The 26,137-nt window shown below is 39.5% G+C and carries 32 protein-coding genes; 19 read left to right on the forward strand and 13 right to left on the reverse strand.

Annotated features, from left to right (window positions below; all coding sequences use genetic code 11):
* Positions 1-50: 50 nt before the first annotated feature.
* On the reverse strand, positions 51-911 hold the full coding sequence (locus ACIQXN_RS07560; protein WP_402964094.1) for a peptidylprolyl isomerase: 861 nt from the start codon (positions 909-911) through the stop codon (positions 51-53).
* A gap of 202 nt (positions 912-1,113) precedes the next feature.
* Here ACIQXN_RS07560 and ACIQXN_RS07565 point away from each other — a divergent pair, with 202 nt between their 5' ends.
* Positions 1,114-1,197, forward strand: a complete 84-nt coding sequence (locus ACIQXN_RS07565; protein ID WP_402964678.1) for a YjcZ family sporulation protein — start codon at positions 1,114-1,116, stop codon at positions 1,195-1,197.
* A 177-nt stretch (positions 1,198-1,374) separates the two neighbouring features.
* Positions 1,375-1,458: a YjcZ family sporulation protein gene (locus ACIQXN_RS07570; protein ID WP_402868526.1), complete on the forward strand. Its 84-nt coding sequence runs from the start codon at positions 1,375-1,377 to the stop codon at positions 1,456-1,458.
* Positions 1,459-1,581: 123 nt separating this feature from the next.
* Here ACIQXN_RS07570 and ACIQXN_RS07575 read toward each other — a convergent pair whose 3' ends face one another.
* Positions 1,582-1,764: a hypothetical protein gene (locus ACIQXN_RS07575; protein ID WP_402964097.1), complete on the reverse strand. Its 183-nt coding sequence runs from the start codon at positions 1,762-1,764 to the stop codon at positions 1,582-1,584.
* Positions 1,765-1,864: 100 nt separating this feature from the next.
* Positions 1,865-2,422, reverse strand: a complete 558-nt coding sequence (locus ACIQXN_RS07580) for a DUF3267 domain-containing protein (protein WP_402964100.1) — start codon at positions 2,420-2,422, stop codon at positions 1,865-1,867.
* A 205-nt stretch (positions 2,423-2,627) separates the two neighbouring features.
* On the opposite strand from ACIQXN_RS07580, the gene ACIQXN_RS07585 reads away from it, so the two are divergent.
* A complete protein-coding gene (locus ACIQXN_RS07585; RefSeq protein ID WP_402964103.1) occupies positions 2,628-2,954 on the forward strand; it encodes a DUF1878 family protein in 327 nt (108 codons plus the stop codon).
* A gap of 2 nt (positions 2,955-2,956) precedes the next feature.
* Here ACIQXN_RS07585 and ACIQXN_RS07590 read toward each other — a convergent pair whose 3' ends face one another.
* Complete coding sequence (locus ACIQXN_RS07590; RefSeq protein ID WP_402964106.1) at positions 2,957-3,535, reverse strand: HTH-type transcriptional regulator Hpr; 579 nt, start codon at positions 3,533-3,535, stop codon at positions 2,957-2,959.
* Between the two features lie 190 nt (positions 3,536-3,725).
* Complete coding sequence (locus ACIQXN_RS07595; RefSeq protein ID WP_402964109.1) at positions 3,726-4,088, reverse strand: YtxH domain-containing protein; 363 nt, start codon at positions 4,086-4,088, stop codon at positions 3,726-3,728.
* 311 nt (positions 4,089-4,399) lie between these two features.
* Between ACIQXN_RS07595 and yhzF the strand changes: the two genes are divergently transcribed.
* Positions 4,400-4,573: a membrane protein YhzF gene (gene yhzF / locus ACIQXN_RS21535; protein ID WP_483878336.1), complete on the forward strand. Its 174-nt coding sequence runs from the start codon at positions 4,400-4,402 to the stop codon at positions 4,571-4,573.
* Between the two features lie 114 nt (positions 4,574-4,687).
* Here yhzF and ACIQXN_RS07600 read toward each other — a convergent pair whose 3' ends face one another.
* The 3 genes from ACIQXN_RS07600 to ACIQXN_RS07610 all read right to left on the reverse strand — a co-directional run bounded on the left by ACIQXN_RS07600 (position 4,688) and on the right by ACIQXN_RS07610 (position 7,078).
* Positions 4,688-5,206 (reverse strand): tryptophan transporter, encoded by a 519-nt coding sequence (locus ACIQXN_RS07600; RefSeq protein WP_402964112.1) that lies wholly within the window; start codon positions 5,204-5,206, stop codon positions 4,688-4,690.
* Between the two features lie 130 nt (positions 5,207-5,336).
* Positions 5,337-6,440, reverse strand: coding sequence for a 3-phosphoserine/phosphohydroxythreonine transaminase (serC, locus tag ACIQXN_RS07605; protein WP_402964115.1), 1,104 nt, complete (start codon positions 6,438-6,440; stop codon positions 5,337-5,339).
* A gap of 215 nt (positions 6,441-6,655) precedes the next feature.
* Complete coding sequence (locus ACIQXN_RS07610; RefSeq protein ID WP_402964118.1) at positions 6,656-7,078, reverse strand: HIT family protein; 423 nt, start codon at positions 7,076-7,078, stop codon at positions 6,656-6,658.
* A 665-nt stretch (positions 7,079-7,743) separates the two neighbouring features.
* Here ACIQXN_RS07610 and ACIQXN_RS07615 point away from each other — a divergent pair.
* The 4 genes from ACIQXN_RS07615 (at position 7,744) to ACIQXN_RS07630 (ending at position 11,062) form a co-directional block, all read left to right on the forward strand.
* A complete protein-coding gene (locus tag ACIQXN_RS07615) occupies positions 7,744-8,487 on the forward strand; it encodes an ABC transporter ATP-binding protein (RefSeq protein WP_402964122.1) in 744 nt (247 codons plus the stop codon).
* The gene (locus ACIQXN_RS07620) at positions 8,480-9,688 is read left to right on the forward strand and encodes an ABC transporter permease (RefSeq protein ID WP_402964125.1); all 1,209 of its coding nucleotides are present in this window, start codon (positions 8,480-8,482) and stop codon (positions 9,686-9,688) included. Before ACIQXN_RS07615 ends, ACIQXN_RS07620 begins: the two co-directional genes overlap by 8 nt.
* Before the next feature lie 91 nt (positions 9,689-9,779).
* Entirely contained in the window at positions 9,780-10,496 is a 717-nt protein-coding gene (locus tag ACIQXN_RS07625) for an EcsC family protein (RefSeq protein WP_402964128.1), read from the forward strand.
* A gap of 125 nt (positions 10,497-10,621) precedes the next feature.
* The gene (locus ACIQXN_RS07630; RefSeq protein ID WP_402964131.1) at positions 10,622-11,062 is read left to right on the forward strand and encodes a cell wall hydrolase; all 441 of its coding nucleotides are present in this window, start codon (positions 10,622-10,624) and stop codon (positions 11,060-11,062) included.
* 81 nt (positions 11,063-11,143) lie between these two features.
* Here ACIQXN_RS07630 and ACIQXN_RS07635 read toward each other — a convergent pair whose 3' ends face one another.
* The gene (locus ACIQXN_RS07635) at positions 11,144-12,349 is read right to left on the reverse strand and encodes a M20 family metallopeptidase (RefSeq protein WP_402964134.1); all 1,206 of its coding nucleotides are present in this window, start codon (positions 12,347-12,349) and stop codon (positions 11,144-11,146) included.
* A 93-nt stretch (positions 12,350-12,442) separates the two neighbouring features.
* On the opposite strand from ACIQXN_RS07635, the gene ACIQXN_RS07640 reads away from it, so the two are divergent.
* Positions 12,443-13,084, forward strand: coding sequence for a phosphatase PAP2 family protein (locus ACIQXN_RS07640; protein ID WP_402964137.1), 642 nt, complete (start codon positions 12,443-12,445; stop codon positions 13,082-13,084).
* 106 nt (positions 13,085-13,190) lie between these two features.
* Here the strand turns inward: ACIQXN_RS07640 and ACIQXN_RS07645 are convergent, their stop codons facing one another.
* A complete protein-coding gene (locus tag ACIQXN_RS07645) occupies positions 13,191-13,706 on the reverse strand; it encodes an antibiotic biosynthesis monooxygenase family protein (protein ID WP_402964140.1) in 516 nt (171 codons plus the stop codon).
* A gap of 273 nt (positions 13,707-13,979) precedes the next feature.
* Between ACIQXN_RS07645 and hemE the strand changes: the two genes are divergently transcribed.
* The 3 genes from hemE to ACIQXN_RS07660 all read left to right on the forward strand — a co-directional run bounded on the left by hemE (position 13,980) and on the right by ACIQXN_RS07660 (position 17,104).
* Positions 13,980-15,029: a uroporphyrinogen decarboxylase gene (hemE, locus tag ACIQXN_RS07650; RefSeq protein ID WP_402964143.1), complete on the forward strand. Its 1,050-nt coding sequence runs from the start codon at positions 13,980-13,982 to the stop codon at positions 15,027-15,029.
* Between the two features lie 75 nt (positions 15,030-15,104).
* On the forward strand, positions 15,105-16,037 hold the full coding sequence (gene hemH / locus ACIQXN_RS07655) for a ferrochelatase (RefSeq protein ID WP_402964146.1): 933 nt from the start codon (positions 15,105-15,107) through the stop codon (positions 16,035-16,037).
* A 491-nt stretch (positions 16,038-16,528) separates the two neighbouring features.
* Entirely contained in the window at positions 16,529-17,104 is a 576-nt protein-coding gene (locus ACIQXN_RS07660) for a TetR/AcrR family transcriptional regulator (RefSeq protein ID WP_402964149.1), read from the forward strand.
* A gap of 153 nt (positions 17,105-17,257) precedes the next feature.
* Here the strand turns inward: ACIQXN_RS07660 and yhfH are convergent, their stop codons facing one another.
* On the reverse strand, positions 17,258-17,386 hold the full coding sequence (gene yhfH / locus ACIQXN_RS07665) for a protein YhfH (RefSeq protein ID WP_402964152.1): 129 nt from the start codon (positions 17,384-17,386) through the stop codon (positions 17,258-17,260).
* 170 nt (positions 17,387-17,556) lie between these two features.
* On the opposite strand from yhfH, the gene ACIQXN_RS07670 reads away from it, so the two are divergent.
* The 4 genes from ACIQXN_RS07670 (at position 17,557) to ACIQXN_RS07685 (ending at position 21,763) form a co-directional block, all read left to right on the forward strand.
* A complete protein-coding gene (locus tag ACIQXN_RS07670; RefSeq protein WP_402964155.1) occupies positions 17,557-18,291 on the forward strand; it encodes an MBL fold metallo-hydrolase in 735 nt (244 codons plus the stop codon).
* Positions 18,292-18,340: 49 nt separating this feature from the next.
* A complete protein-coding gene (lplA, locus tag ACIQXN_RS07675; RefSeq protein ID WP_402964158.1) occupies positions 18,341-19,330 on the forward strand; it encodes a lipoate--protein ligase in 990 nt (329 codons plus the stop codon).
* A gap of 184 nt (positions 19,331-19,514) precedes the next feature.
* Positions 19,515-21,059, forward strand: a complete 1,545-nt coding sequence (locus ACIQXN_RS07680) for a fatty acid--CoA ligase family protein (RefSeq protein WP_402964161.1) — start codon at positions 19,515-19,517, stop codon at positions 21,057-21,059.
* Positions 21,060-21,235: 176 nt separating this feature from the next.
* Complete coding sequence (locus tag ACIQXN_RS07685) at positions 21,236-21,763, forward strand: HD domain-containing protein (protein ID WP_402964164.1); 528 nt, start codon at positions 21,236-21,238, stop codon at positions 21,761-21,763.
* Positions 21,764-21,868: 105 nt separating this feature from the next.
* Here ACIQXN_RS07685 and ACIQXN_RS07690 read toward each other — a convergent pair whose 3' ends face one another.
* Complete coding sequence (locus ACIQXN_RS07690) at positions 21,869-22,456, reverse strand: SCO family protein (RefSeq protein ID WP_402964167.1); 588 nt, start codon at positions 22,454-22,456, stop codon at positions 21,869-21,871.
* A gap of 197 nt (positions 22,457-22,653) precedes the next feature.
* Between ACIQXN_RS07690 and ACIQXN_RS07695 the strand changes: the two genes are divergently transcribed.
* Both ACIQXN_RS07695 and ACIQXN_RS07700 read left to right on the forward strand, forming a co-directional pair.
* The gene (locus ACIQXN_RS07695) at positions 22,654-23,919 is read left to right on the forward strand and encodes a M48 family metallopeptidase (RefSeq protein WP_402964170.1); all 1,266 of its coding nucleotides are present in this window, start codon (positions 22,654-22,656) and stop codon (positions 23,917-23,919) included.
* A gap of 156 nt (positions 23,920-24,075) precedes the next feature.
* A complete protein-coding gene (locus ACIQXN_RS07700; RefSeq protein ID WP_402964173.1) occupies positions 24,076-24,885 on the forward strand; it encodes a YitT family protein in 810 nt (269 codons plus the stop codon).
* Between the two features lie 63 nt (positions 24,886-24,948).
* On the opposite strand, the gene ACIQXN_RS07705 is transcribed toward ACIQXN_RS07700, so the two are convergent.
* Positions 24,949-25,185 (reverse strand): IDEAL domain-containing protein, encoded by a 237-nt coding sequence (locus tag ACIQXN_RS07705; RefSeq protein WP_402964176.1) that lies wholly within the window; start codon positions 25,183-25,185, stop codon positions 24,949-24,951.
* 292 nt (positions 25,186-25,477) lie between these two features.
* Here ACIQXN_RS07705 and ACIQXN_RS07710 point away from each other — a divergent pair, with 292 nt between their 5' ends.
* A complete protein-coding gene (locus ACIQXN_RS07710) occupies positions 25,478-26,044 on the forward strand; it encodes a competence protein ComK (protein WP_402964179.1) in 567 nt (188 codons plus the stop codon).
* Positions 26,045-26,137 lie beyond the last annotated feature (93 nt).

Here is a 26,137-nt window from a genome sequence, read left to right on the forward strand (position 1 = left end):
AAAGCGAAAGGGAGACGAATCCCTTTCGCTTTTTGTGGTGCCTATTATTATTATTTTTCTGTAGCAGTTTCGGATTTAAGGGAATCTTTTAGATCGTTGTCTTTAACCTTCACGTCTGCTTTTTTCACTTCAGAATCTAAAATGCCTTGAACTTTATTTTGGTCAATCTTAGCAACTTTTAGTTTATTCTCAAGTTCCTTTTTCATATCTTCATATGGTTCTTTTTCTTTTTTATCGAGTAACTGGATAACATGGTAGCCAAATTCAGATTTGACTGGTTTTGAGATTTCGTCTTTTTTCATCTTAGCTGCAGCTTCTTCGAATTCCGGAACCATTTCACCTGTACTGAACCAACCTAGATCTCCACCCTTCGCAGCTGTTCCTGTGTCTGTGGAATATTCTTTAGCAAGTGCAGCGAAGTCTCCACCCTTGTCCAACTTAGCTTTGACTTCGTCAGCTGTTTTCTTGTCTTTCACAAGAATGTGTCTAGCTTTAAGATCTGGTTTGTAGTTCTTGTAAGCTTCTTTCACTTCAGCTTCCTTCACATTGATGTCAGCGATGGCAGCTTTTTCTTGAAGCATGCCGATTTTCAGTGCTTTCTTAAGATCAGCTTCACTATTATAACCAGATGAACTTAGAGCTGTGTCGAAGTTTTCACCCATTTGGTCTTTAAGCTCTTTTACTTTAGCTTTGACTTCTTTATCCGTTACCGTATATTTATCGGAAAGGACTTTTTCGTAGATCATTTCCTGTAGAACTTGATCACCGTATCTGTCTTTCATCACATTATAAAACTCTTCTTTTGAAATATCTCCGGCTTTCGACTCTACTACCGCTTCCTTGTCGCTATTGCATGCTGTAAGTCCGATTAGTCCAGCAGCCACAGCAACCGATAATGCCAACTTCTTCATTTAGTAACAACTCCTAATTTTAAGTTTCTTTTTGTTATTCTTCTTCGAATATCCACAATTTCAACTATAACATATATTGGTTGTTTTACAAAAAATAATATATTGATGTACCATTAAGAATTTTAAAAAAACTGGGTATATGCCCACCCGGATTTTAAACTCATACATATGATAAACCGAAGACAACAATGGAGGTAGCATGATGGGTAATCGATATGGCAGTGGGTTTGCTTTATTGGTTGTTTTATTCGTCTTATTAATGATTGCTGGGGTTGCATATTGTTAGCCGAATGCAACATTAATATGGAAAGCGCCCACTCCTTTTGGAATGGAGATGAATAGGATAGAGTAGCCGCTCATGGAAATTTACAGATGGTTTATCAACCTGTGAAGAATATTTCCTTAAACGGGATATAAGAGTGTGCATGAACTTATTTAATTTAGATGGGAAGGAGGAAGATCAATGTCTGGAGGAGTTGGTGGGGGTTTTGCCCTAATAGTCGTTCTTTTCATCCTATTAGTTATCATAGGAGCATCTTGGTTATAAAAAAAAGACAAAAAGACGAAGCCGGGTGCTTCGCCTTTTTCTTTATGTGGGTAGAAGCGCCAAAATACCACATTAATGTAGGTATGTAATGATTATTACCATTGTATACGCAAGGGTTTTCCGTTACGTATACAAGATTTCAATATAGGAGGATAATAACAGAATAGTGATCAACACATTAATGGTCCTAAATACTTTAGGCTGCTTTTCTTCAGAAATTTCCTTTTGAATACATAAAGAGTTTGTCATTCTATTAATATTATAAAGAATCACAATAGCAAAAATAATAAACCAGAACGAGATCAAAAAATCCCTCCTTGCATAACATCATGTATAAATACGATACCAAATATTAAAGAAAAAAGATACCTTAAAATCTTGGTAGCCGTCATACGGAGACAATTCTTCATTTTTGGACGAGAATATCGTATCCTTCTCCATGTTCTTCAATGAAGGATCGTCCGGGTGATCCTATCAAGTTCTTAGCGTATATGAAATCCGACACACATAAACCTGTATGCAAAGATAATAAAATGGCGAAATAATGGATGTAATGCGGAAAAACAAAGGCACAACTGACTAAAAGAAAGGACATAAGCACAAAGGGAAGGACCAGGGTGATCAGGTATAGGTTTTTTCGGATCGGATGGTGCATATATATTTTACATGTCAGTAAAAGCCGCCATTTAAGGCCCCAACAAGTTTTTACATTTTTACATACTAATCTCATAGGTAAGTAGTGTAATAATTTGTGAACAGGATATAATAAAAGCAAGAGGGTAAAAAATCCCATCGTTTGATCGTCGTACAAAATGACATGAGATGAAAATACGCTAAATATTGTATAAATAAAAACAAATGACATCAATATAGTGAAAACTGTAAAATGAAATATTCTGCAGCTCCCATACTGTTTTGATAGGTCAATTGTTTTCCATGAATTCATGTTGAAATCAGCCTCCATAGACCTTTAAATTTACTTACATACATTACGATGAATGAATGGAAAAAGCAATAGGTTTTATGGATTTTGTTTCTAGACAAAATCAGGAAAGTTTAAAGCGCATGAATTGTGGTCCTGCCCTGGATGTACGGAAGTTAAGTGGTCAAATAATAATGGGTTTTGAGCGTATGCTAAATAATGATTATTGAATGGGGACTATATAGGTATGAGTAGTATAAATGAGGAAATTGAAATACTCCGTTTTCATCAGCGACTATTACTAAAGCTGATTCATCATCCGGAGTCGAAATTGGATTATCTTTTTGTGGAAAAAAACTTCACGGAGAAGGAAGCGGAAGAACTGATAAAAACATGTGATATGTTGAGCAAACGGTTTGAAATAGAAAAAGCGGAAGGGTACATGAATTTTCGACCGCTTTTTAGTCAATTGGAAAAAAGTTTAAATCCCAAAACAACCATAAAAGAATGTATAGAGGCTTGCCTCTCACAAGGTATGTATGTAGCTTTCATGAAGGAAATGTCTAAAATGTGAGATTAAACGGCCTCAGTTTCTTTCTCTATCTTTTTTTTGGTAATCTTGCCGTCCACATCAGTGAAGTCCCGGTCGATGTTAGAGAAGGATTTTTCGAATATTTCCATGAAATCTTCCCCGTAGATATTACGGATAACAGCCATCATCTCAATCATTTCGGGAAACTTACCGTAAAGCTCACGAAGGGGCATGGCTCCGGAAAAAGCGGAGTTGTTACTCGGTTCATATGTCTCCATTAAATCAAGGATGACTTTTTCTCCTTCTTGGGTGATCTCGATATACGTATTCCTTTTATCATTCTCTTTTTTCGAAAATGTTAATAATCCACGTTCTTCTAATTTCTTTGAAAAGTTAAAGGCAGTAGAAACATGCATGACCCCGAATTTGGCAACATCAGAAATGGAAGAGCCGTTAAGATGATACGCAATCCATAGAATATGGTGCTCATTAATGTTTAAATCATGAGGTTTAATCCATTGTTGCCAATCTTTTTCAATTGATTTCCATAATGCTTTACTTAATTGAGCAATTCGCTGACTGAATATCATTGCTTCTTTCATAGAATAATTTTTATTCTGCATCTTATGGGCTCACCTACTTATCAGATTCTGTATATATTATTATGACAATAAAATAAAAATTAATAAAGAGAATATTAGCAAAATTTTTAGAAAATTTAATAATCGCTAAGGAATTCCCCATTTTTCCCTAAAATATCGTGTAATTTTCTGGAAAAAATGGAGAATCGACAATGCTGAATTACCATTGTCCTCAGTTCTTTGAAGACGGGATGGCTGTTTCCAGTTCTTTTAAAGAGTCTTCGATTTCTTGAACATTCTTCAATAACTCCGTTTTATTCGGTTCGATATCCTGTTTCCAATTTTCGATGACGACTTGTACATCGGATATGAAAGTTTTTACTGTCTCTTTGCTGATTTGAGTCGCTTCCATAGTATCCTCTTTGATGTTTAACAATTTCACCTTTAATTCTTCAATGGTTGTTTTAATTTCATCGGAATTGGTTTTAATTCGACCACGGAGATCTTTCCCCGAAGTTGGTGCAGAAAGTAATGTTGCTGCCCCTGCTACAACTGTTCCGGTTAAAAAGCCGATTAGTAATGATTTTGCCTTCATTTAGAATCACCTCATTTTATAATATTCATTTCGCTTAGTATGGTCTAAATCCCTGCTAGGAAAAACATCAATTGGAAATTATGTTATATAGAGATATAAATGCTATTGATAACAAAATACCATAATTTTCTTCCTTATGGAAGAGAATCTACCATTTTATCTTTATATCACAAAAATATTTTTTTAAACTTCTTTATTCACATAACGTGAAGCCTTTTTCGGAATTTTTTCATATAAAGGGAAGAACGGCATATGGATATTATAAATAAGCTGTCAGTTCTGTTGATAGGTTTGGTGGGTTTATAATGATCATGATATTTTGGGTAGGCTTAATATGCTTGTGCGGGATGGGGTATTTTTTAGTGAAGGCAAAAAATCCAAGGAGTTATCCTTCTAAGAGGGTACTGCAGTCTAATGCTTTCTTCATGGGAGTTCCAGGGTTCTTTCTGCTTTTGTTATGGATCATATGGGCAATGGTCCATTAAGCATAGGCCTAGGATGAGCGGTAAGGTCATTACGGAAGAATGAATCTATAAATAGATGGAAAAAAAAAGCACCGATTCATTCCGGTGCTTTTTAAAGTATGTTAATCAAGCTGTTTAAGCATGAACGGGTATCTTTGTCTTTTGTACAATGCCTTTCACAATTGGATAAATAAAGACCATCGCGACTGTGTTAAGCAGTACGGCAGGAAGCACAACAGCTCCGAATAATACAACGAAAGGTCCTGGTAGGGAAACGATATAATAAGCCGAACCAAGGAAGACGGCACCAGAGATAATGGTTCCTAGGGCAGTCAGGATACTAACGCTGATAACGGAAGTTGAAAACTTCTTAAAACCGATGAATAAAAGATAAAACAAAAAGGCTGTGACAAACTTGTCGATGACATTGGGAATTTGTCCTCCAGGGAATGTCGTAGTCATGGCAGAAATGGCTCCTGCGGCCAAGGCAACGATGAATACATTCTTTTTCTCGGGAAACAGAACAATGGCCAAAAACATCATCAGCAACATCATGTCGGGCTTCATTCCTAAAAAGAAACCAGGAATAATAAAATGTAGGGCAGCTCCAATCCCAATTAATAGGGACAGTGACACAAGGGTTTTCGTTTTCATTTTCTCATCTCTCCTATTCTCATCTCATCTAACAAATTCTTCAACAATGCACTATTGCTTGTTGCAAGAAGTTTAAAATATTATATCATAGGACCTATACTTTTAGAAGTGAAAACAAACGACCAGAACATTAATGGGCTTGGGTTTCTTTTGCCGTGTATGCAGCTTGGAATTTTTTCATGAACGCCGCTAGATCCTTGCAATGAGAAAGGGGAACGGCATTATAAATGGATGCTCTGCAACCTCCAATAGAACGATGTCCGTTAAGTCCTACGAATCCAGCTTCTTTCACTTCTTTCAGGAATTGCTTTTCGGCTTCTTCGCTAGGAAGTGTGAACGTTACATTCATATGTGAACGGCTGTCAAGAAGGGCATGGCCTTTATAAAAACCGTTGCTATTATCAATGATATCATATATGGCTTTAGCTTTTTCTGCATTGATCTCGGCAATTTTCTCTACGCCACCCTGTTCTTTTGCCCAGTCCAATACAAGGGATAACAAGTAAATCGCCAGTGTTGGCGGTGTATTATATAAAGAGTTGTTTTTTGAGTGAATAGAATAATTAAGCATGGAAGGAATCTTGTCATTCTCGGTAATTAAATCTTTACGGATAATCACGACGGTGATACCCGAAGGTCCCAAGTTTTTCTGGGCGCCTGCATAAATGATGCCGAATTTACTGACATCAATTTTTCTACTAAGGATATCACTCGACATATCAGCTACCAGTGGGACGCTTCCTGTCTCAGGAAACTCCTTCCACTGTGTGCCGTAAATGGTATTGTTACTCGTAATGTGCAGATAGGCAGCATCTTCATTCGATTCAATATCTGTAATTTTTGGAATGTAAGTATATGTATCATCTTTGGAAGAGGCAACAACGGCAGTTTCCCCAACCTTTTTCGCTTCCTTTAAAGCTTTTTCCGACCAAGAACCAGTCAGGACGTAATCCGCGCATTTACCATCTTTCAATATGTTCATCGGAATCATGGAAAATTGTAGGCTGGCTCCTCCTTGTAAAAGAAGAACTTCATAATTATCTGGAATCTCCATCAATTCTTTCAATGTTTGAATGGCGTGATTGTGAATCTTTTCGAATTCTGCGCTTCTGTGGCTTAATTCCATGACAGACATGCCTGAATCCTCAATATTCAACCATTCACTTTGTGCTCTTTGCAAAACTTCCAATGGAAGGGCAGCAGGCCCCGCGTTAAAATTACGTGCACGTTTCAATATATATTCCCCCTATACAGTAATGTGTGAAAGTATCTAAGACTATTTATATCCTACCAGAAAATGAATTTGAATTGGAGGAAAATTTAGAATTTTGAAGGTGGGGGTGCATTAGGTGCGACTGATTCGAAGCATGGGAAAAATAGGACCTTGGGCTTTGGCAAGGTCCTATTTTGATCTAGGTTTCCCCCTATAAATATATGCTTAGGAAGAGCTTATTTAATATGCTGGGCAATGGACTCAGCAATTTCTTTTAAATCTTCGGGTGTGTACTCGCTCGTATGTGTTTTCCAAACGGCACCAAACCCATCGTGTTCACCATGACGCGGAATCAAGTGCATATGGAAATGGAAGACGGATTGCCCGGCTGCTTCACCGTTGTTGTTTAAAATGTTCAATCCGACAGGCTGAAATTCCTGTTTCAACGCACGGGAAATTTCCGGTACGACTTCAAATAGATTTTTGGCTATCTCGGGCGTTAATTCATAAATATTTTCCTTATGTACTTTAGGGATCACCAGTGTATGGCCTTTGGTCACTTGGCTGATATCAAGAAAGGCCAATACATGTTCGTTTTCAAATACTTTCGTACTTGGAATATCCCCATTGATGATCTTGCAGAAAATGCAATCGCTCATATAAAACACTCCATTCGCTATTTTGGTTAATCGTACCATAGCTTGATTCCCCACGAAAAGAAAAAACATAAAAACAGGATGCAACTAAACGTTGCACCCTGCTTGTTTGAAAAAGGGGGAAAGTTGCTTCAATTATATAATCGCATTAGCATCTAAATTCTCTGCGACAAACACCTCATCTACAATAGAGTAAAATTTTGGTTATCTGGTTAGAGTTTTTCCATTCAAAGCAACCATCTCCTATATCTTTAAAGTTATATCAACTTACAAAGCATATTCGATTATGATTGAATGTTTCTGCTTTTACGTGCAAGAGAACCATCTCCTTGCTCGAAACGATTTTAATAATTTTAATGAAGCTTCTGGTATGATTCAGTTATACGTCTTTGACTGACACCTCATCTACAATTTGAATGTGAATCAATTGTAATGAAACTTTTGGGTAATTCAGCTTTATACGTCTTTAACTGACACCTCATTTACAATATGATGTGAATCACTTGCAATGACTAACCCCTTCTTCCTTACTTATGATAGCCATAATATCGAAAAAATATAATTGGTTATTTAAGGTAATTTTAAAATGAGTACACTCGACTATATAAAAACAGGAGAATTTGGTAAAATGAAAAAAAGAACGTTTATATATAGAAAGGATCGTTTATATGTCCTTATTGGAAATTAAGCAACTAGTCGGGGGATACACGAAGACACCCGTATTAAAAGGAATAAGTTTTGATATTCAACCCAATGAGCTTGTCGGATTGATCGGACTCAATGGTGCCGGGAAAAGTACGACGATAAAACACATCATCGGACTCATGGAACCGAAAGGCGGAAGTGTGTCCATTCATGGGAAAACACTTGCCCAAGATCCTGATACATACCGAAAACAATTTACATATGTTCCAGAAACACCAATTTTATATGATGAGCTGACGCTTGAAGAGCATTTGAAGCTGACGGCCATGGCACATGGTATGGAAGAATCCGTCTATAAGGAGAGAATGAATGCCCTCTTGAAGGAATTCCGTATGGAAAAAAGACTGAAATGGTTTCCAGCCCATTTTTCAAAAGGCATGAAACAGAAAGTCATGATCATGTGTGCCTTTTTGGTCCAACCATCTTTGTATATAGTGGATGAGCCATTTGTAGGTCTCGATCCGCTTGGCATTCAATCCCTGCTCGATTTAATGAAGAAGATGAAGGAGAGTGGGGCGGGAATACTAATGTCCACCCATATCCTGGCGACTGCGGAACGCTACTGCGATTCTTTCATCATCTTGCATAATGGGGAAATAAGGGCAAAAGGGAATTTAGAACAGCTCCGTGAACAATTTTCGATGCCGGGAGCTACGCTTGACGATTTGTATATCCAGCTGACGAAGGAAGAGAACGGCCATGAATAGCCAAGGTCTTTGGAAGGAAAGGTATATTCTCTACATCCAAGAAATGCAAAAATACCTTCGCTACATCTTTAACGGCCATCTCGTTTTCGTGATGGTATTGGTATTAGGCGGACTTGCTTATTATTACAGTGACTGGGTGAAAACATTGGATGGTGATTTTCCGGCTGAGTTGATCATGGCCGTTGTGTTAGGTATCCTTGTGACACGAAGTCCTATCAACACATTCTTAAAGGAACCGGATACCGTATTTTTATTGCCGCTTGAAACGAAGTTGAAAAGCTACTTTAAGAATTCCTTGATACTAAGTTGGTTCATGCAAGGATTTTTGCTCTTGATCATGCTGATCGTGTTCATTCCGATGTATGCAAAAGTTACAGGAGCAAGCGGTAAGGATTTTGGGTTCATTCTGCTTGCTTTACTCGTCATGAAGTATTTGAATTTGGCCATGCGCTGGCTGGTGCTGAAATACCAGGATGTATCCGTGAGCCTTTGGGACTCGCTCATCCGCTTTGTACTCAATGGCGTGTTGCTTTATTTTGTTTGTTCGAAAGCGCATATCCTGTATGTACTTGTGACCATCATTTTAATGCTTGCGTTATATCTATATTACCGCAATGCAACCAGGAGCCTTGTCCTGAAATGGGACCGTTTGGTTGAACTTGAAAACAAAAGGATGACAGCCTTTTACAGAATTGCGAATATGTTCACCGATGTTCCTCATTTAAAGGGGAAGGTGGCGCGGAGGAAATGGTTGGACGGATTATTGGCTTTCATCCCATACGGTGAGAAATCCACTTACAACTACCTGTATGCCCGAACATTGTTGAGGTCGAATGATTATGTAGGTCTCTGCTTCCGGCTGACAGTCATAGGCTCTTTCATTCTGGTGGTGTTTACAAACATCTGGGCCCATTTAATTGTCACCTTCTTATTCCTATTCATGACGGCTCTGCAGCTTTTACCGGTATGGAAAGTGCATGAATGGAAAGTCTGGGTATCCTTATATCCATTGCCTGCAAAAATGAGGGAAGCGGCAGTCATCAAGTTCATATCGTACTTCCTGTTGTTTGAGGCATTAGTCTTTTCCTTGACCCTTTTAGTAAAAGGGGAATGGATGTCCACTATAGCCGTATTGGCCTTAGGGTTCATTTTCATTCTAGGTTTTAAAGGATATGCAACGAAAAAAATTAAAAACTTTTGACCGCGGGAGCTGATTTTTTGTTGAGAGAAATCAGCTTCTTTTTTTGTGGGATTTAAAACTAAAATATCACTTGAGGGTATATACATGAAATATGGAGGTGGGGAATATCGAAGCATACGAACAAAGGGCGCTATCTGAACTCGCCTCATGGAAGAAGAAAGTCGACAAGAAATCAGGCCTGTTTGAACGGGCTTCTAAAAAAGTTCAAATCAAAGTGAACAGTTATATCCCGGCAAAGGTTCATAAAGTTATTTCCGAGAGTATTCGAGGTATGGTAGAAGCCGTTTTGTCAGGGTCTAAATATATGTCCAAAGAAAAGAATGTCATGCTATTATCCCTCCAACAAAAAGAAGAGTGGGTAAAAGAAACGATTTCGACCTATCGGAGAACGGCGATTATTGAAGGGGTGGGGACGGGGGCAGCGGGCCTACTGGTGGGATTGAGCGATTTCCCTCTTCTCTTGAGCATTAAGATGAAGCTTTTATTTGAGATTTCCCGGTTGTACGGCTTTGATCCAGACGAATATGAAGAGCGGTTATTCATTCTTCATGTTTTCCAGATGGCATTTTCAAGCGAGGAAAAGAAAATGGATACATTAAGGGTTATACAGAATTGGAATACAGGCAATCACCCTGAAATCAATTGGCATGATTTTCAACAGGAATACCGCGATTATATTGACGTGGTCAAAATGCTTCAGCTCGTTCCGGGATTAGGGGCCGCCGTCGGGGCATATGCCAACCACCATTTACTGGAACAACTCGGGGAAACAGCAATCAATTGCTATCGGATACGGCTGTTAAACTAGTGAGGGCAGGTATTGATGAACCATGTTGGTTGGCAAAAAGGTATGGATAAAAAATATGGATTCTTATTTTATAAGCAATGTCATTAATATAGGCTTCATTTCATATGATATTTTGAGGTGAAAACATGCCAAGAGTACAGTACCGAAGTTCGGATGTAGATTTAATGGCAAGGATGATGAGGGCAGAGGCCGAAGGTGAAGGGCTCCAGGGGATGTTATATGTCGGGAATGTCATTGTGAATCGTGCTATAGCAGATTGTTTGGACTTTAAAAATGTTAGAACAATCCCGCAAGTCGTCTACCAGGTTCAAGGAGGGAATTATTCTTTTGAAGCCGTTCAAAAAGGAAATGTATTTTATCAAAGATCGAGAGAGGCTGAAAGAAGATTAGCAAAAAAGAATTTGGAAAGTTGGAGAGAGCACCCAGCGAAATATGCTCTTTGGTATTTTAATCCTTATGCTGCGTGCCCTCCAACATGGTATGACCAACCTTTCACCGGTCAATTTAAAAATCACTGTTTTTATGAACCGATAGCTGGAACATGTGAAAGTGTTTATTCAGGGTAGGTTTTGTTTAATAAGTATGAAAGGGAACATCCTGGCTAGCAGGTGTTCCCTTTTTTCGTTTCATAAGATACTGCTTAGCTGTTATTCGGCGACTGTTCCTTGTACTTTTCTTGCCTGCTTTCTTTGATAAGATACGGCTGCGGTGCCTAAGGATTTCGCTGCAATGAGCATCGCCTTTTCATCAAAGTCGAATAGAGGGTGATGGTGTGGGTAGGTATGGTCTTTTTGAGGCTGGGCACCCGTAAAGAAAAATGTTCCTTTGACATTTTGTAAATAATATGAAAAGTCTTCCCCAGTCATATTGGGCTCAATTTCCTTTAGAGTGTGAACTTCCTTGATGGAGCTAGCACTCTCTACGAGGAAAGCGGTTTCCTCGACATGGGTGACGACCGCTGGATAGCCCTGATGGAATTGGTAGTCATAGGTGCAATCGGCGGAAAGGCAAATCCCTTTAACAATTCTCTCGATTTCAGCCCTGATGAAAGAGCGGACATCTTCTTTGAATGTTCGGACGGTCCCTACTATTTTTGCTTTGTCTGCGATGACGTTAAAGGCATTATCGGCTACAAACGAACCGATGGTGACGACGGCTGAATCGATAGGATTGATGCGCCGACTGACGATTTGCTGTAAAGCGACAACTAGCTGTGAGGCAGTTACAATGGCATCCCTTGTATTATGAGGCTGGGCCCCATGTCCTCCTTGACCTTGTATCGATATTTCAAAGCGGTCGGCTGCCGCCATTAAAGGTCCGTAAGCGTACTGAATGGTTCCTGTTGGGGCTGTAGCCCATAAATGGGTGCCGAAAATGACGTCCACTCCATCCAAACAGCCTGCTTCGATCATCGATTTAGCCCCGCCTGGAGCATATTCTTCCGCATGTTGATGGATAAAGACATATTCACCTTCAAGTTCATCTTTTATAGTATGCAAGGTTTTGGCCAGGACGAGCAGAGTCGCTGTATGACCATCGTGTCCACAGGCATGCATGACACCAGAAACGGTTGATTTATAAGGGACGTCTTTTTCATCCTGGATAGGAAGGCCGTCAAAGTCGGCTCGCAGAGCAACGGTCTTACCGGCTTTTCTGCCATAAACCTTTGCCACTACCCCATTCCCTCCGATGTTGGTTTGAACATCGATTCCTAACCCCCGATAAAAATCGGCGATGAAGGCCGCTGTTTTCGTTTCCTGAAAGGAGAGCTCAGGATATTGGTGAAGGTATCTTCTGATCGATACCATTTCCTCGTAGGACTCTTCGAGAAGAACATGTAATTGATGAATCATCGAAAACCTCCTAAACATTGGATTATTTGTAAAAATAGTATAACATAAACAAAGCGGATAAAAGGTGAAGGTGTATATAAAGGAGCATGTATCATGATTAAATTTACTAGGGTTGCCCTCCTTCTGATCTGCTTAGGCGTATTCATCATGATCATGAATGAAGTGCAAAGAGGAATGGCATTATCCTTTGACGATAATATCTCGAAGATTTTTATTGGTGTGGAAAATACATATTGGCTGCCTTTTTTTAAAACATTCACTTACCTCGGTTCATCCATTTTCATTGGTTGTGGCAGCTTAGTTCTCGTTCTGTATTTATGGTTTAGAAAGAAGGACTACTTGGCAGTGGCAGTCGTTTCGATAGGAGTAGCAGGAGGGGATCTGTTAAAAAGGGCACTAAAAAACTTCATTCATAGAAATCGACCAGAATATAGCTTGGTGGAAGCTCCGGGTTTCAGTTTCCCGAGCGGGCATTCCATGGTGGGAATGATCTTTTTTTGTATGGTTGCCTATTTCACCATTAAAGGATTAAAATCTAGATCACTGAAATGGGCAGTTGGCAGCGGCTTTATTTTTCTGGTCTTGCTCATAGGGGTGAGCCGTATCGTTCTTAGAGTCCATTTCCCTTCCGATGTCCTCGCAGGCTTTGCCCTAGGATTGGCGTATGGCATATGTTGCCTTTCGGTCTATCAGTGGTTGAAGCGGAAAGAAGGTGGGGAGAACGCCAGCCCTTAACGTTTATGGCTCTTACGGTTTTTAATCAGATCTGCAGCAAATCATCATAAACGAAAAGGCCAATACTCACATACATGAGTTGGCCTTTTCAATGATGGGGTGATGACTATTCGTTGGAATCCTTCACTAAAGTGTACTGGGTCATATAGGCTTCACCTGAGAACATTTTTTGGCTTGAATTCGTTACAGGAGTGGAGCCGTTAAGATTAAAGGCTTGCTCGAAGGAACTTGAATTCTTCCAACTTAAAAAGTTAGCTTGCTTTTCCCAAATGGTCAGGATGATGTACGTTTCGGAATGGATAGGCCTTAAGATCCGAAGGGCGACGAGGCCAGGTTCTCTTGCAATGGAATCGGCGCTGTTCTTGAAGCGGTGCTCAAATACAGGACGTCCTTCTTCACTGACCGGGATATTGTTCATGACGACATATCCACTTTCCGGTAGGTCGCCGCTACTTTCCACGACTTCGTATTTGCGTGGCGAGGCAAAAATCGTTTTCTTTGTTGTTTCATGCAGGAGCACCGTTGTTTCAGCATTTTGCATGAGTAGTATTTTTTCGGATGGATGTTTATCTTTTTTTATTTTCAGAAAATCGAATGTGCCTGATGTGATGAATATATTCATATTTTCCCCTCCAGTAGTTAATAGTAGTCTCTATACCCATTTTACCCAAGCGGTAATGTTTTTACCATTTCCCCTTCGTTAAGTTGCTCTTCTTTAGTAAGAACTTTTTTTGAAAAAAGTCGAATTTCTGACAAATAATTAGGTTCGCTATACTTCTATATTAGAAAAAGATATAGTTTAAGGAGTTACAATTTGAAAAACAACAACCATCTGATATTCTATGTAAGAGATACATAAAAAAAGGAACGTTGAGTGCTTGAAAGGTGGATATTAATGAGTATGGAAATTAAGAATGATACTTTTTTGAAAGCAGCTAGAGGAGAGAAAACGGATCACGTGCCGGTCTGGTATATGCGCCAAGCAGGCCGTTCGCAGCCTGAATACCGTAAACTGAAGGAAAAGTATTCACTTTTTGAAATTACACATCAGCCAGAGTTATGCGCTTTTGTGACTAGATTGCCTGTCGAGCAGTATGATGTCGATGCAGCAATTTTATATAAAGATATTATGACACCGCTACCAGCATTGGGCGTGGATGTAGACATTAAATCAGGCATTGGTCCGGTGATTTCCAATCCGATCCAATCGTTGAGAGATGTTGAAAAATTAGGAGAATTGTATCCAGAAGAAGATATTCCATATGTACTGGATACCATCAAATTATTGACGACCGAACAATTGTCGGTGCCATTGATTGGTTTTTCTGGTGCACCGTTTACGATTGCTTCCTATATGATTGAGGGTGGCCCATCGAAAAACTATAATAAAACGAAAGCTTTTATGTATTCTGAGCCAAAAGCTTGGTTTGCCTTGATGGATAAACTGGCAGACATGATCATTGTCTATGTGAAGGCGCAGATTAAAGCGGGCGTTAAAGCCGTCCAAATCTTCGACTCATGGGTAGGTGCTTTGAATGTCGAAGATTATAGGGTGTTCATCAAACCTATCATGAACCGTATATTTATGACATTGCGCGAGGAAAATGTACCACTGATCATGTTCGGTGTCGGTGCAAGCCACTTGGCAATGGAATGGCATGACCTTCCTATCGATGTGGTTGGACTGGATTGGAGATTGCCTATCACGCAAGCAAGGCAGATGGGCATTCAGAAAACGGTTCAGGGTAACCTGGATCCGGCTATTTTACTGTCCTCATGGGATATCATAGAAGAGCGGACCAAACAAATCCTTGATCAAGGCATGGAGCAGGACGGGTATATCTTCAATCTTGGACATGGGGTATTTCCTGATGTTAATCCGGATACATTGAAGAGATTGACTGCTTTTATACATGAATATTCATCCAGCAAGAAAAAAAGTTGAGCGGAAACATTTACTAGGAAATCATTAACAGTTGCACAATAGATTGACCGAAATTTTCAAAAGAGGTGTAATTTCATGACAAAGCAAAAAATGGGTCTTTTAGTTATGGCTTACGGAACTCCATATACAGAAGAGGATATTGAAAGATATTATACGCATATCCGTCACGGGAGAAGGCCTAGCGATGAATTGATCGATGATCTTAAAGGAAGATATAAAGCAATAGGTGGATTGTCGCCATTAGCAAAGATTACTGCTGGACAAGCTGAAGCTCTTGAAAAACAATTGAATGCCATTCAAAATGAGGTCGAATTCAAGGCATATCTAGGCCTTAAGCATATCGAGCCTTTCGTTGAAGATGCGGTTCAGCAAATGCATGAGGACGGAATCACGGAAGCAATCAGCATTGTATTGGCTCCCCATTTTTCAACCTTCAGTGTGAAGTCTTACAATGGACGTGCACAGGACGAAGCAGCTAAATTCGGCATGAAGATTCAGTCTGTTGAAAGCTGGTACGATGAGCCCAAGTTCATCCAGTATTGGGTGGATCAATTAAAAGACGTAATCGGAAAAATGACTTCAGATGAACGTGATAATTTCGCCTTGGTCGTTTCGGCTCACAGCCTCCCGGAAAAGATTTTACAATTGGGAGACCCATATCCGAAACAACTTGAAGAGACAGCGAAATTAATTGCCGAAGGTGCAGGAGTTACTAATTATGCAGTGGGTTGGCAAAGTGCTGGACAGACACCAGAACCTTGGCTTGGTCCTGACGTACAAGATCTTACGAGAGATCTTTATCATGAAAAAGAGTACAAGGCTTTCATTTACATTCCTGTTGGGTTTGTAGCAGAGCACCTTGAGGTCCTTTACGATAATGACTACGAATGTAAAGTGGTTACCGAAGAAATTGGCGCTGGATACTACCGCCCTGATATGCCGAATGTAAAACCGGCATTTATCGATGCCTTGGCTACCATTGTTTTAAATAAGCTAGATGAGAAGTAATTTCTAATAAAAGGGCGATGATGGTGAATCAGCCTATGAATGCGGTTGCCATAATCGGCTGAGGGATAACCGGACCTGCTTCAGCTTAATATCTTCAAAAATTTGGAGCAGGAAGGCCTTCCTCATGAAGCGATCTAGATTGAAGCTGACCCCCGCTGGATTTGGACGAGCTAGGCTAGCTATAATATGTTCGCAAAATATCCCTACTCAGAAATTCCGATAAATGCCAGTCATCAGTGTTGCCACTTATCTCTTCGGCCTTCAATGAGGTCGCATTTTGATACGGAATTATTAAGTAGAGGTTTTGTCGTGTCCAGAAATAGTGAATATACCGTAACCTGATGTAGGTCACTGTTAGATTCAATCATCGTGAATCACGAAGCTCTATGAATCAATTTGAAGCAATTAGATTGAATAAGAAGAAATGTTTTGGTAAGATATAATTGAACTTATTGACCGTTTCTTTATTTTGGTCAGATTCGGGGTGAGGAATGTCTGTTGATCGTAAGAAGTTGATTTTAGTAGCTGCTACTAAGTCCTTTTCACTTTTTGGATATAAGGCAACGACGATGGATCAAGTAGCTAAAATAGCTAATGTGGGTAAAGGCACCATCTATACCTTTTATAAGAATAAGGAAGAGTTGTTTAAAGAGATTGTCCAACGGATGATAGAGGAAATGAAGTATGAAGCTGAACAATCCTTCGATCAAGAATTATCCTTCTTTGATAACTTACATAGGGCGATGTATCGCATTTTGGAATTTAGGCAGGAACATCAACTTTCCTTGAAACTTCTCCAGGAAGAAAGGGAGATTGGTACGCCGGCTGTTCAAGATATGGTGAACGAAATGGAAGAAGCCATCGTGTCATATATTAAAGAAAAACTAAAAGTTGCAATTGAAAAAGGGTATATTCAGCCCTGTGATCCGGAGATAACCGCTTTCCTCATGTTAAAAATGTATCTTGCCCTCATTTTTGACTGGGAAAGGAACCATGACCCATTAGGGAAAGAAGAAATAGCTGAATTATTCAAAGTATATTTATTTAAGGGGTTATCAGCTACTTGATAATTCTTTTTTTTGTCTTTTGTCTTCAGAACTGTATCTATTTCAGAATAAACAGATAAAAAAGACGTTTCCATCACTCGGAAACGTCTTTTTTATCTGGGATAATATATGGATCATCCTGCTTGGGGAGAGGATGGTTAAACACTTAAACAATCATTCTCCAGAAAGGCAATGATCACATTGGTTTCCGTAACATTCATGCTGTTCTTCTATCTTTTTTCCACAATCCATACACTGTTTTTGAGGTAAGTTTTTAAAGAACTCAACGCTACTCTGAATCATGAACATCATCTCCTGAATTTTTTTATTAATCTGATTTCTATAAACCTATTGTATTATAACAGGTTGCGATTGTCAATTAATGTTTTATAACATATGTGAAAAAGATGAAATGAGAGGTGGAATAGTTTATATTTATGGAGAAGTCATGAGAGAATAAAGGAGTGCCAAAAATGAAAATCACCGTAATTGGCTGCTGGGGCGGCTACCCAGCTAAAAATGAGGCAAGTTCCGGCTATTTGCTTGAATATGAAGATTTTCGCATTCTGCTCGATTGTGGAAGCGGTGTCTTATCGCAACTACAAAATCATATGAAACCGGGAGAACTTGATGCGGTTGTATTATCGCATTACCACCCAGACCATGTAGCGGATATTGGTGTCTTACAACATGCTGTACTTATAGAGCAAATATTAGGCAGTGAAAAAAAGACCCTCCCTATTTATGGCCATGATTTGGATTCTGCTGAATTCGAAAAGCTGACCTATAAGGATATTACGAATGGAGTGGCCTATTCCACTGATAAACCTTTGAAGATAGGGCCATGCACGTTTACCTTCATGAAAACAAAACATCCGGTCCCATGCTTTGCCATGAGAATTGAGGCTGAAAATCATGCCCTTGTCTATACGGGTGACAGTGCCTATATGGATGAACTGGCCGAATTCGCTAAGGGTGCAAACATTTTATTATGTGAAAGCAATTTTTACGGTGACATGGATGGCTCGAAGGCAGGTCATATGACGGCAAGGGAAGCGGGCATGCTAGCGGATAAGGCAGATGCTCAACTATTGCTGTTAACCCATCTTCCACATTATGGGGATCTCGGTCAACTTAAAAAAGAAGCTTCAGAAGTTTTTAATCGGGAAATAGCTATAGCCAAAAGCAATCTTGAATTTCAATTATAAATGTCACACATGAACAAATGGATGAAGAAGCCGACTAGGGGGAGCTACATTGCTTTTTATTGATAATAAAGGAATCACCGATCCACAGATTAATTTAGCTATCGAGGAATATGCACTCAAACACTTGGATATTGATGAAACTTTTCTTTTGTTCTACATAAACCGTCCATCGATCATTATCGGAAGAAATCAAAATACGATTGAGGAAATCAATTCTGATTATGTTGATGAAAACGGGATCACCGTTGTTCGCCGCCTTTCAGGGGGAGGCGCGGTTTATCACGATTTGGGGAATCTAAACTTCAGCTTCATCACGAAAGATGATGGGGACAGCTTTCATAATTTCAAGAAGTTCACCGAGCCAGTCGTTCAAACGCTTGAAAAATTAGGAATCCATGCTGAATTGAGCGGACGTAATGATATCCTCGCCGAAGGGAAGAAAATATCAGGTAATGCGATGTTTTCAACGAAAGGCAGGATGTTCAGTCATGGTACATTGCTGTTTAAATCAGAAATGGACCATATCGTTTCCGCGCTGAAGGTGAAGAAAGATAAAATTGAGTCAAAAGGAATCAAATCGATCAGAAGCCGCGTTGGAAATATTGCCGATTTCCTAAAAGAGCCAATGACAGTGGAAGAATTCCGTTCGTTCCTTCTGAAGAATATTTTCGAAGATGAAGAAGTCATTCCGGAGTATGTTTTGACGGAGGACGACTGGAAAAGAATCCACGAGATCTCAAAAGAAAGATATCAAAACTGGGAATGGAACTACGGGAAGTCCCCTAAATTCAATGTGCAGAATTCGCACAGGTTCCCCGTTGGATCGGTGGATATCCGTCTTGAAGTAAACAAGGGGATCATCGGGAACTGTAAAATTTATGGTGACTTTTTCGGAGTCGGGGAAGTTACGGACATAGAACAAAAACTCATAGGAATTCGCTATGAAAAGGAATCAATCAATCGCGTTTTAGACGAAATTGATGTGCACCATTATTTTGGCAATGTAACAAAAGATGAAATATTAGCGCTTATTTATTAAGTGTTTTTAAAAGCCATCCCTTATAAGGTGATGGCTTTTGTGTATAAATATGACAATAATTTCTTTAAACTGGATAAAATTGTTGATGTTGGTTCTCTCTTTTAATATAATAAAACTGTATTTAGTTTGCGGTAAAAATGAATGACTGCTCATTCATGCTATTTACACAGGGGGAGGGAGAACGATGAACTTATCTGAACAACTTCATCAAACGGCTTTAATAAAGGCTGATAAGCCAGCTTATTATTTTATGGACCAATCCACTTCATATAGAGAACTGGACGCGGCCGTATCAAAGTTTGCAGACGAACTACATAAGCTTGGTGTCTCAAAAGGTGATAATATTGCCTTGCTTTTAGGCAATTCTCCACACTTCATCATTTCGTTGTATGGGGCTTTACGAACAGGGGCGACCGTCATACCTGTAAATCCAATTTACTCACCAGATGAAATTGGTTATATCCTGAACAACGGCGACGTAAAGGTAGTGGTGGCTTTAGATAAGCTTTTACCATTATTAGAAAAGATGGATCCCATCCTTTCAAGTGTTGAGAATTACGTCATTTGTGAAACACAACCGGATAATGGGGAAGGTAGCAAACTTAATATTTATCCCAAAATGAAATCGTTTACAAGAATGTTGGCTACGGGGGATGTTCAGTTCAAAGGACCAGATTTAGATCCGGAAGACACGGCCATCATTCTATACACTTCGGGCACTACAGGAAAGCCGAAAGGTGCCATGCTCTCCCATAAAAACATCTATTCCAATGCACACGATACGGGTGAGTACTTAAACATCACGGAAGATGACCGTGTTGTTACAACGTTGCCCATGTTCCACGTATTCAGTTTGACTGTTGTCGTGAATGCGCCTTTATTGAAGGGTGGGACATTGTTAATCGTTCCCCAATTCAGTCCGAAGGAAATATTCAGGCTAATCAAAAAATATGAGGCGACCGTTTTTGCAGGCGTTCCCACCATGTATAATTTCTTGCTTCAATATCCTGACGGTACTGCTGAAGAACTCGAATCGTTACGTTTTTGCATTTCAGGAGGTTCGGCACTGCCTGTATCACTCCTTGAATCATTCGAGAAAAAATTCAATGTGAATATTTCAGAAGGATATGGTTTATCAGAAGCTTCTCCTGTTACATGCTTCAATCCTTTGGATCGTCCAAGAAAAGTCGGCTCGATTGGTACCAACATCGTGAATGTTGAAAATAAAGTCGTGAATGAACTAGGAGAAGAAGTTGGGATCAATGAAGTTGGGGAATTAGTTGTCAGAGGCCCCAACGTGATGAAGGGGTATTATAAAATGCCTGAAGAATCGGCTGCCGCATTAAAAGATGGCTGGCTTTATACGGGTGACTTGGCCCGCATGGATGAAGAAGGTTATTTTTTTATTGTGGACCGTAAAAAAGAACTAATAATTGTCGGCGGATTTAACGTTTATCCAAGAGAAGTGGAAGAGGTTCTCTATGCCCATCCCGAAGTGGTCGAGGCAGCGGCGATAGGCGTACCAGATCCTAATCAGGGTGAAGTCGTTCAATGTTTTGTCGTGAGGAAAACCAATATGTTATCCGAGGAAGAGTTACTTGCCTATTGTTTAGAACATTTGGCTAAGTATAAAGTTCCGAAAAAAATTGAGTTTATAGACGAGCTCCCGAAAAATACGACAGGGAAGATTCTGCGTCGTAGCTTAAAAACCCATGTAGCCCATACATGAATGAACCCTTCATGAATAGGAGACAATTGCCATAGGGGCAATTGTCTTTTTTTGTTACAGCCAACTATGCAGGAAAAGCATAAATTAGAGGAGGTGAGCCTTTATCTTGCTTATTTTTTTAAAAAGAGATAAGATGGTAATTAAAAATTTCCCTAGATGAGAGGAGAAGAGGAAGAATGAGAGATGTAAAATTATTAGATATATTCAACCATCCAATTGCTCAAAAATACCTAAACCGTTCAGGGCTGGCCCACGCGATAGCTGTGTCATATCATGCATTTCATCTTGCGAAAGAATACAACGTGGATCCCGATATTGCTGCTAAGGCAGGGCTGTTACATGATATGGGCCATTTCACTTGGTATAGCAATGGGAAATGGGATTATGACATGTACAAAAAAAATGATATCCATCCAATAAAAGGGGCTGAGAGAGCTCATAAATTGTTAATCAGGCTTGGTGAAAACCCGATTAAAGCCAAGACGACTTCCCTCGCGATTCTATTTCACACCGATTCATTTTTACCCTCAAATGATATAACTCGAACACCACTTCAGCAGGTCGTCAAATGGGCCGATGAAAAAGATGAGGAAGAAGGCGGAAATCACCATTACCGGAAAATTGATTTCCTGCGTGCAAAAGAAAGCATTATTCAATTAGATACACTCATTGATGAAGAAGAAAGAAAAAAGCTATCATCCTAAATCATCATGGATGATAGCTTTATTATGTAGAAATATTCGGAGGTGAGCTGTGTTAAGGTTAGAATTTGCGTTTCGATTTCCGCTTGATTCAGCCGTGTCCATGGCTTACTCGACTTCCTTCATGATGGCTTTATACACTTCTTCTTTATCGAAATCATATTCACCCATCCCGAAGACTTTAACGACATGATTATCCGCATCCAGCAAATAGGTGGCCGTACTATGAACAAACTCACCGGTTCCGGAATCGCGAAAAAGAAAATCGAATTGGTCGGTAAGCTTTTTAGTGTCCATCGGTGTTCCCCGTAAGATCTCCCAACCGTCTGTTTCATTTATATCGAATGCCTTAGCGTAAGTTTTTATTTTATCGGTTGTATCCATTTCCGGATTGAAAGTGATGGTCAGAAACTCCACTTTATCCCCGAAAATATCTTGCTTAACAAGCTTATCCCGAATCTTTTGCATTTGATAGGTGGTATTTGGGCATAAATCCGGACAATCAAGATACATGAATTCTAATAGGCGAACCTTGGGTTTTAAATCAGAGAAGCTGTACGTACCTCCTTCCTGAGTATTCATCACTATATCTTCAGGAAATTCCATCTTGGACTGGCGGTACTCTGTAAAATAATAGATACCTGATCCAATGCCGATCACTAATAAGGTAGTGAATATAATATAGATTTTCTTCATGCGCATCTGTCACCCCGAGTCAGTTTAAATAGATTGATATCTTCACTATACAGGATGAAATTCCAAAACAAGGGGGGAAATCTGGCGAAAAAATGAACATTTATGGACATTTATATGAAGGGAATGAAATACGGTTCTAACCTGTCCATTTTGGATTAAACTATATAAGGTATGTTTGTTTTAAAGGAGGGGGCTTCATGGTTAGAAAATGGGCTGGGAGAGCGATTCTTTTATATCTCCTTTTTGTGGCAGTGATGTATTGGTATATATTCTATGGTGCAGACACTTCGATTCCTCAGGCTTTGCGTGGCACTGCAGCTGATCCCTCAGAGTTCTTGAACGCTCGGGAGCTCAAGCTCAGTGAGGAGTATTCAGGGCTACGGAATTTCATCTTTTTCGTTGCGACGCCCTATGAATGGCTGTTGTATTTTTTCATACTGCTATTCGGATTTTCAAGGGTTATTGAAAAATCGGCCTTGACCATCACTAAACGAAAAGGGCTGCAAACGACGATTTATTTATTTTGGCTTTCATTGATTTCTTATGTTGCGATGTTTCCTATCAGTTTCATGGGCTATCGAATGAGTAAAAGTTATCATATAAGCACCCAGAGCTTTTCTTCGTGGATGAAAGACGATATCATCGATTTTTGGGTGAACTTTGGGACGATGTTCATCATCGTTTCTGTTCTATATTGGCTGATGAAAAAAAGTGCAAAGAAATGGTGGCTCTATGCTTGGCTGTTATCCATTCCGTTTACCTTGTTCCTCATGTTCGTACAACCGGTCTTGATTGACCCCTTATATAATGATTTTTATCCACTGAAGAATAAAGAGTTAGAAACGGAGATCCTGGCACTCGCCGAACAAGCGGACATCCCGGCTGAACATGTGTATGAAGTGAATATGGCAGAGAAAACGAATTCCCTGAATGCCTATGTAACGGGAATAGGATCGAATTCCAGAATCGTTCTTTGGGATACGACCTTGAATCGGCTTGACGAAGATGAAATCCTTTTCATCATGGCACATGAAATGGCCCATTACGTGGAAAAACACATTTACATTGGAATAGCAGGTTATATCATCATGACATTGGTTGGTTTATGGTTGACCGCAAAAATCATGAATTACATCATTGGGCGATGGGGGCATTTGCTTAAAGTTCAATCAATGGACAGGATTTCTTCGTTGCCTTTGTTCCTCTTGATTACGTCCGTGTTGCTGTTTGCTTCCAGCCCGCTTTCCAATTACGTTTCCCGTTACCAGGAAACGAGAGCGGACCGTTATGCCATCGAAATGACAGGAGACCATGAATCGGCCATCACTTCCTTCCAGGAGCTCACGAGGTCAGGGCTAAGTCAGGTAAATCCCCCTATCTTGGTTAAATGGCTTCGTTATTCCCATCCTTCCATGCTTGAGAGGATTTCGACGGTGGAAAAAGAAGAGGTGAATGAGGATTGAAAAAAGCTAGCCTAATAAGCTAGCTTTTTTTCTTGCCTTATTTTAAGAAAAGTGGGAAAGGATGGTTCGTTTTCAGAAAAAACTATCATTTTATAAATATTCCGTTCTCTACTATAATAAATTAAAATTCCCAGTGCGTTTTTAAGGAGATCAGCTATGTATAATATAATTTTGATTACGTTAGGATCGGTGCTTGTCGCCTTGGCCTACAACTTATTCTTGATTCCACATTTAATTTTGAGCAGCGGACTCAGTGGAATTGCAATCATGTTGGGAATCATCACCCCGTTAAATACAGGGATATTGAATTTCTTGTTAAATCTTCCATTGCTCATTCTGGGATACCTAAAATTGGGGAGACGATTCATCTCATTTACGATCCTCTCGGTAGTGGTCATTTCGGTCAGTTTGTATATTATACCGATTCATCGGGTTTCCACTGAGCCGATGTTATCTTCTTTATTCGGAGGGGTCATTTCGGGTATCGGGATTGGCATTATCTTTCGTGCTTCAGGGTCATCAGGGGGATTCGATATCATTGCGATGCTCTTGGCTAAGAAGAGAGACTTCCCGCTTGGTACCTTGCTTTCAGGGATGAATGCGATTGTAGTGATTGTCTCCGGTTTCAGGTTCGGATGGGATGCCGCATTATACACACTGATTTCGATTTATGCAGCAGGTAAAGTGATAGATACGATTCATTCGAATCATATCAAATTAACTTTGATGATAGTCACGAAAAAAGGCGATGAAATGAAAGAACGGCTACTGGCCAATTTATATCGCGGCATTACCGTCATGGATGGGGAAGGGGCCTATTCGGGTGAACGGAGCAAAGTGTTGATGACGGTCATTACACGCTACCAGTTAACCGATGTGAAGGCGATGATAAAAGAAGTGGATCCACAAGCCTTCGTTAATATTACAGAAACGACCGAGGTCATGGGAATGTTCCATAAAGAGTGATGACGAATTAAAAGCCTCCCGAATCAGGGAGGCTTTTTCTAATGTATTTCACTCATGGTTTGATTAATTTCCAAACTGTTTCAATAAGGCATTCATTTCGGTACTTAATTTTAGGAATAGAGGTTTGTTCCTATTATCCAGAGCTTCATCGATTTCCTTTACCAGGCTATTCTTCTTAGTTGTAAGGAACGATTCCATGATGATCATGTCAATTAACATTTCCTGAACGGCTGCATCATTCTTGATTTCATTGATTGATAATGACTTCACTGACTCTGAATATGATTTATCATTTTTCAAAGTAACCACCCCTGACCCTTTTTATTAGTATATGGATTTGTGGGTGTAAAATCAACAGAAAATTTAAAACAATTAGATAAATTAAGTTTGTGTCGTTAAAATGACGAGATAATAAGGTTATTCAAATAATTCCTAATTTTTTGTGAACTTAGGTGTACCCTAGGTGAATTATGCTATTATAGTGAAGAATTTAACTCGTTTTAACCGGGACTATCCCAAATGGAAAGCGTAACCGATAGTAAGGCAAGTTTGATGGTTCATGAAAATGGAATGAGGAAGAGGTGGATGTAATTTGAAGGAAAGCTGTGCCGGAATAATTGAAGAATACGAAATTACTCCTTATACACTAATGGTAATGCCAATTAATTATGGAAGTAAGGTTTACTCCCGAATCATTGAGTTGGATGATGAGTTCATTTCTCCGTTCAAGCCCTTGGATATCATCAAGAAAAGCTGTGAGTACTTTGGTTCAAGTTATGGAGGAAGGAAAGACGGGACGAAACAACTCATAAATATCACCCACAAGGCACCAATTGCAATCGATCCGACCAGTTCAATTTTCTTCTTTCCGACTACATCTCCCTTGCGCCCCCAATGCACCTGGTTATCTCATGAACATGTAGTCTCCTATGCGCGATTAGACTCTAAACAGACAACGATCACTTTCAGGAATAGAAAATCATTCGATATAGACGTATCGAGCAGTTCTTTTGAAAACCAACTACATCGGACTTCCTTTTTAAAATCCAAATTGATCCAAAGAATCGAGGAAACCAAAAGGAAATCTTTCTATTTATTTACCGAATCGGATGGCCTCAAAGCTTCAGAAATGAATTCAAAATATCCGTCTCTGAAGTAATCATCCTGTATTACATGGAAAAGACGTTGTTACTGGTCTTTATTTAGATTTTTATAACTAGCTAGACCTTTCTTCATCTAATTAAGGCAAAAA

Source organism: Peribacillus sp. NPDC097295, from assembly GCF_044761665.1.
Classification (GTDB): Bacteria; Bacillota; Bacilli; order Bacillales; family DSM-1321; genus Peribacillus.

Bases quoted from the DNA above. Each gene is read 5' to 3' on its own strand.
- ACIQXN_RS07560 (WP_402964094.1), bottom strand. From the start codon at position 911: ATGAAGAAGTTGGCATTATCGGTTGCTGTGGCTGCTGGACTAATCGGA.
- ACIQXN_RS07565 (WP_402964678.1), top strand. From the start codon at position 1,114: ATGGGTAATCGATATGGCAGTGGGTTTGCTTTATTGGTTGTTTTATTC.
- ACIQXN_RS07570 (WP_402868526.1), top strand. From the start codon at position 1,375: ATGTCTGGAGGAGTTGGTGGGGGTTTTGCCCTAATAGTCGTTCTTTTC.
- ACIQXN_RS07580 (WP_402964100.1), bottom strand. From the start codon at position 2,422: ATGGAGGCTGATTTCAACATGAATTCATGGAAAACAATTGACCTATCA.
- ACIQXN_RS07585 (WP_402964103.1), top strand. From the start codon at position 2,628: ATGAGTAGTATAAATGAGGAAATTGAAATACTCCGTTTTCATCAGCGA.
- ACIQXN_RS07590 (WP_402964106.1), bottom strand. From the start codon at position 3,535: ATGCAGAATAAAAATTATTCTATGAAAGAAGCAATGATATTCAGTCAG.
- ACIQXN_RS07595 (WP_402964109.1), bottom strand. From the start codon at position 4,088: ATGAAGGCAAAATCATTACTAATCGGCTTTTTAACCGGAACAGTTGTA.
- yhzF (WP_483878336.1), top strand. From the start codon at position 4,400: ATGATATTTTGGGTAGGCTTAATATGCTTGTGCGGGATGGGGTATTTT.
- ACIQXN_RS07600 (WP_402964112.1), bottom strand. From the start codon at position 5,206: ATGAAAACGAAAACCCTTGTGTCACTGTCCCTATTAATTGGGATTGGA.
- ACIQXN_RS07610 (WP_402964118.1), bottom strand. From the start codon at position 7,078: ATGAGCGATTGCATTTTCTGCAAGATCATCAATGGGGATATTCCAAGT.
- ACIQXN_RS07615 (WP_402964122.1), top strand. From the start codon at position 7,744: ATGTCCTTATTGGAAATTAAGCAACTAGTCGGGGGATACACGAAGACA.
- ACIQXN_RS07620 (WP_402964125.1), top strand. From the start codon at position 8,480: ATGAATAGCCAAGGTCTTTGGAAGGAAAGGTATATTCTCTACATCCAA.
- ACIQXN_RS07625 (WP_402964128.1), top strand. From the start codon at position 9,780: ATGGAGGTGGGGAATATCGAAGCATACGAACAAAGGGCGCTATCTGAA.
- ACIQXN_RS07630 (WP_402964131.1), top strand. From the start codon at position 10,622: ATGCCAAGAGTACAGTACCGAAGTTCGGATGTAGATTTAATGGCAAGG.
- ACIQXN_RS07635 (WP_402964134.1), bottom strand. From the start codon at position 12,349: ATGATTCATCAATTACATGTTCTTCTCGAAGAGTCCTACGAGGAAATG.
- ACIQXN_RS07640 (WP_402964137.1), top strand. From the start codon at position 12,443: ATGATTAAATTTACTAGGGTTGCCCTCCTTCTGATCTGCTTAGGCGTA.
- ACIQXN_RS07645 (WP_402964140.1), bottom strand. From the start codon at position 13,706: ATGAATATATTCATCACATCAGGCACATTCGATTTTCTGAAAATAAAA.
- hemE (WP_402964143.1), top strand. From the start codon at position 13,980: ATGAGTATGGAAATTAAGAATGATACTTTTTTGAAAGCAGCTAGAGGA.
- hemH (WP_402964146.1), top strand. From the start codon at position 15,105: ATGACAAAGCAAAAAATGGGTCTTTTAGTTATGGCTTACGGAACTCCA.
- ACIQXN_RS07660 (WP_402964149.1), top strand. From the start codon at position 16,529: ATGTCTGTTGATCGTAAGAAGTTGATTTTAGTAGCTGCTACTAAGTCC.
- yhfH (WP_402964152.1), bottom strand. From the start codon at position 17,386: ATGATTCAGAGTAGCGTTGAGTTCTTTAAAAACTTACCTCAAAAACAG.
- ACIQXN_RS07670 (WP_402964155.1), top strand. From the start codon at position 17,557: ATGAAAATCACCGTAATTGGCTGCTGGGGCGGCTACCCAGCTAAAAAT.
- ACIQXN_RS07680 (WP_402964161.1), top strand. From the start codon at position 19,515: ATGAACTTATCTGAACAACTTCATCAAACGGCTTTAATAAAGGCTGAT.
- ACIQXN_RS07685 (WP_402964164.1), top strand. From the start codon at position 21,236: ATGAGAGATGTAAAATTATTAGATATATTCAACCATCCAATTGCTCAA.
- ACIQXN_RS07690 (WP_402964167.1), bottom strand. From the start codon at position 22,456: ATGAAGAAAATCTATATTATATTCACTACCTTATTAGTGATCGGCATT.
- ACIQXN_RS07695 (WP_402964170.1), top strand. From the start codon at position 22,654: ATGGTTAGAAAATGGGCTGGGAGAGCGATTCTTTTATATCTCCTTTTT.
- ACIQXN_RS07700 (WP_402964173.1), top strand. From the start codon at position 24,076: ATGTATAATATAATTTTGATTACGTTAGGATCGGTGCTTGTCGCCTTG.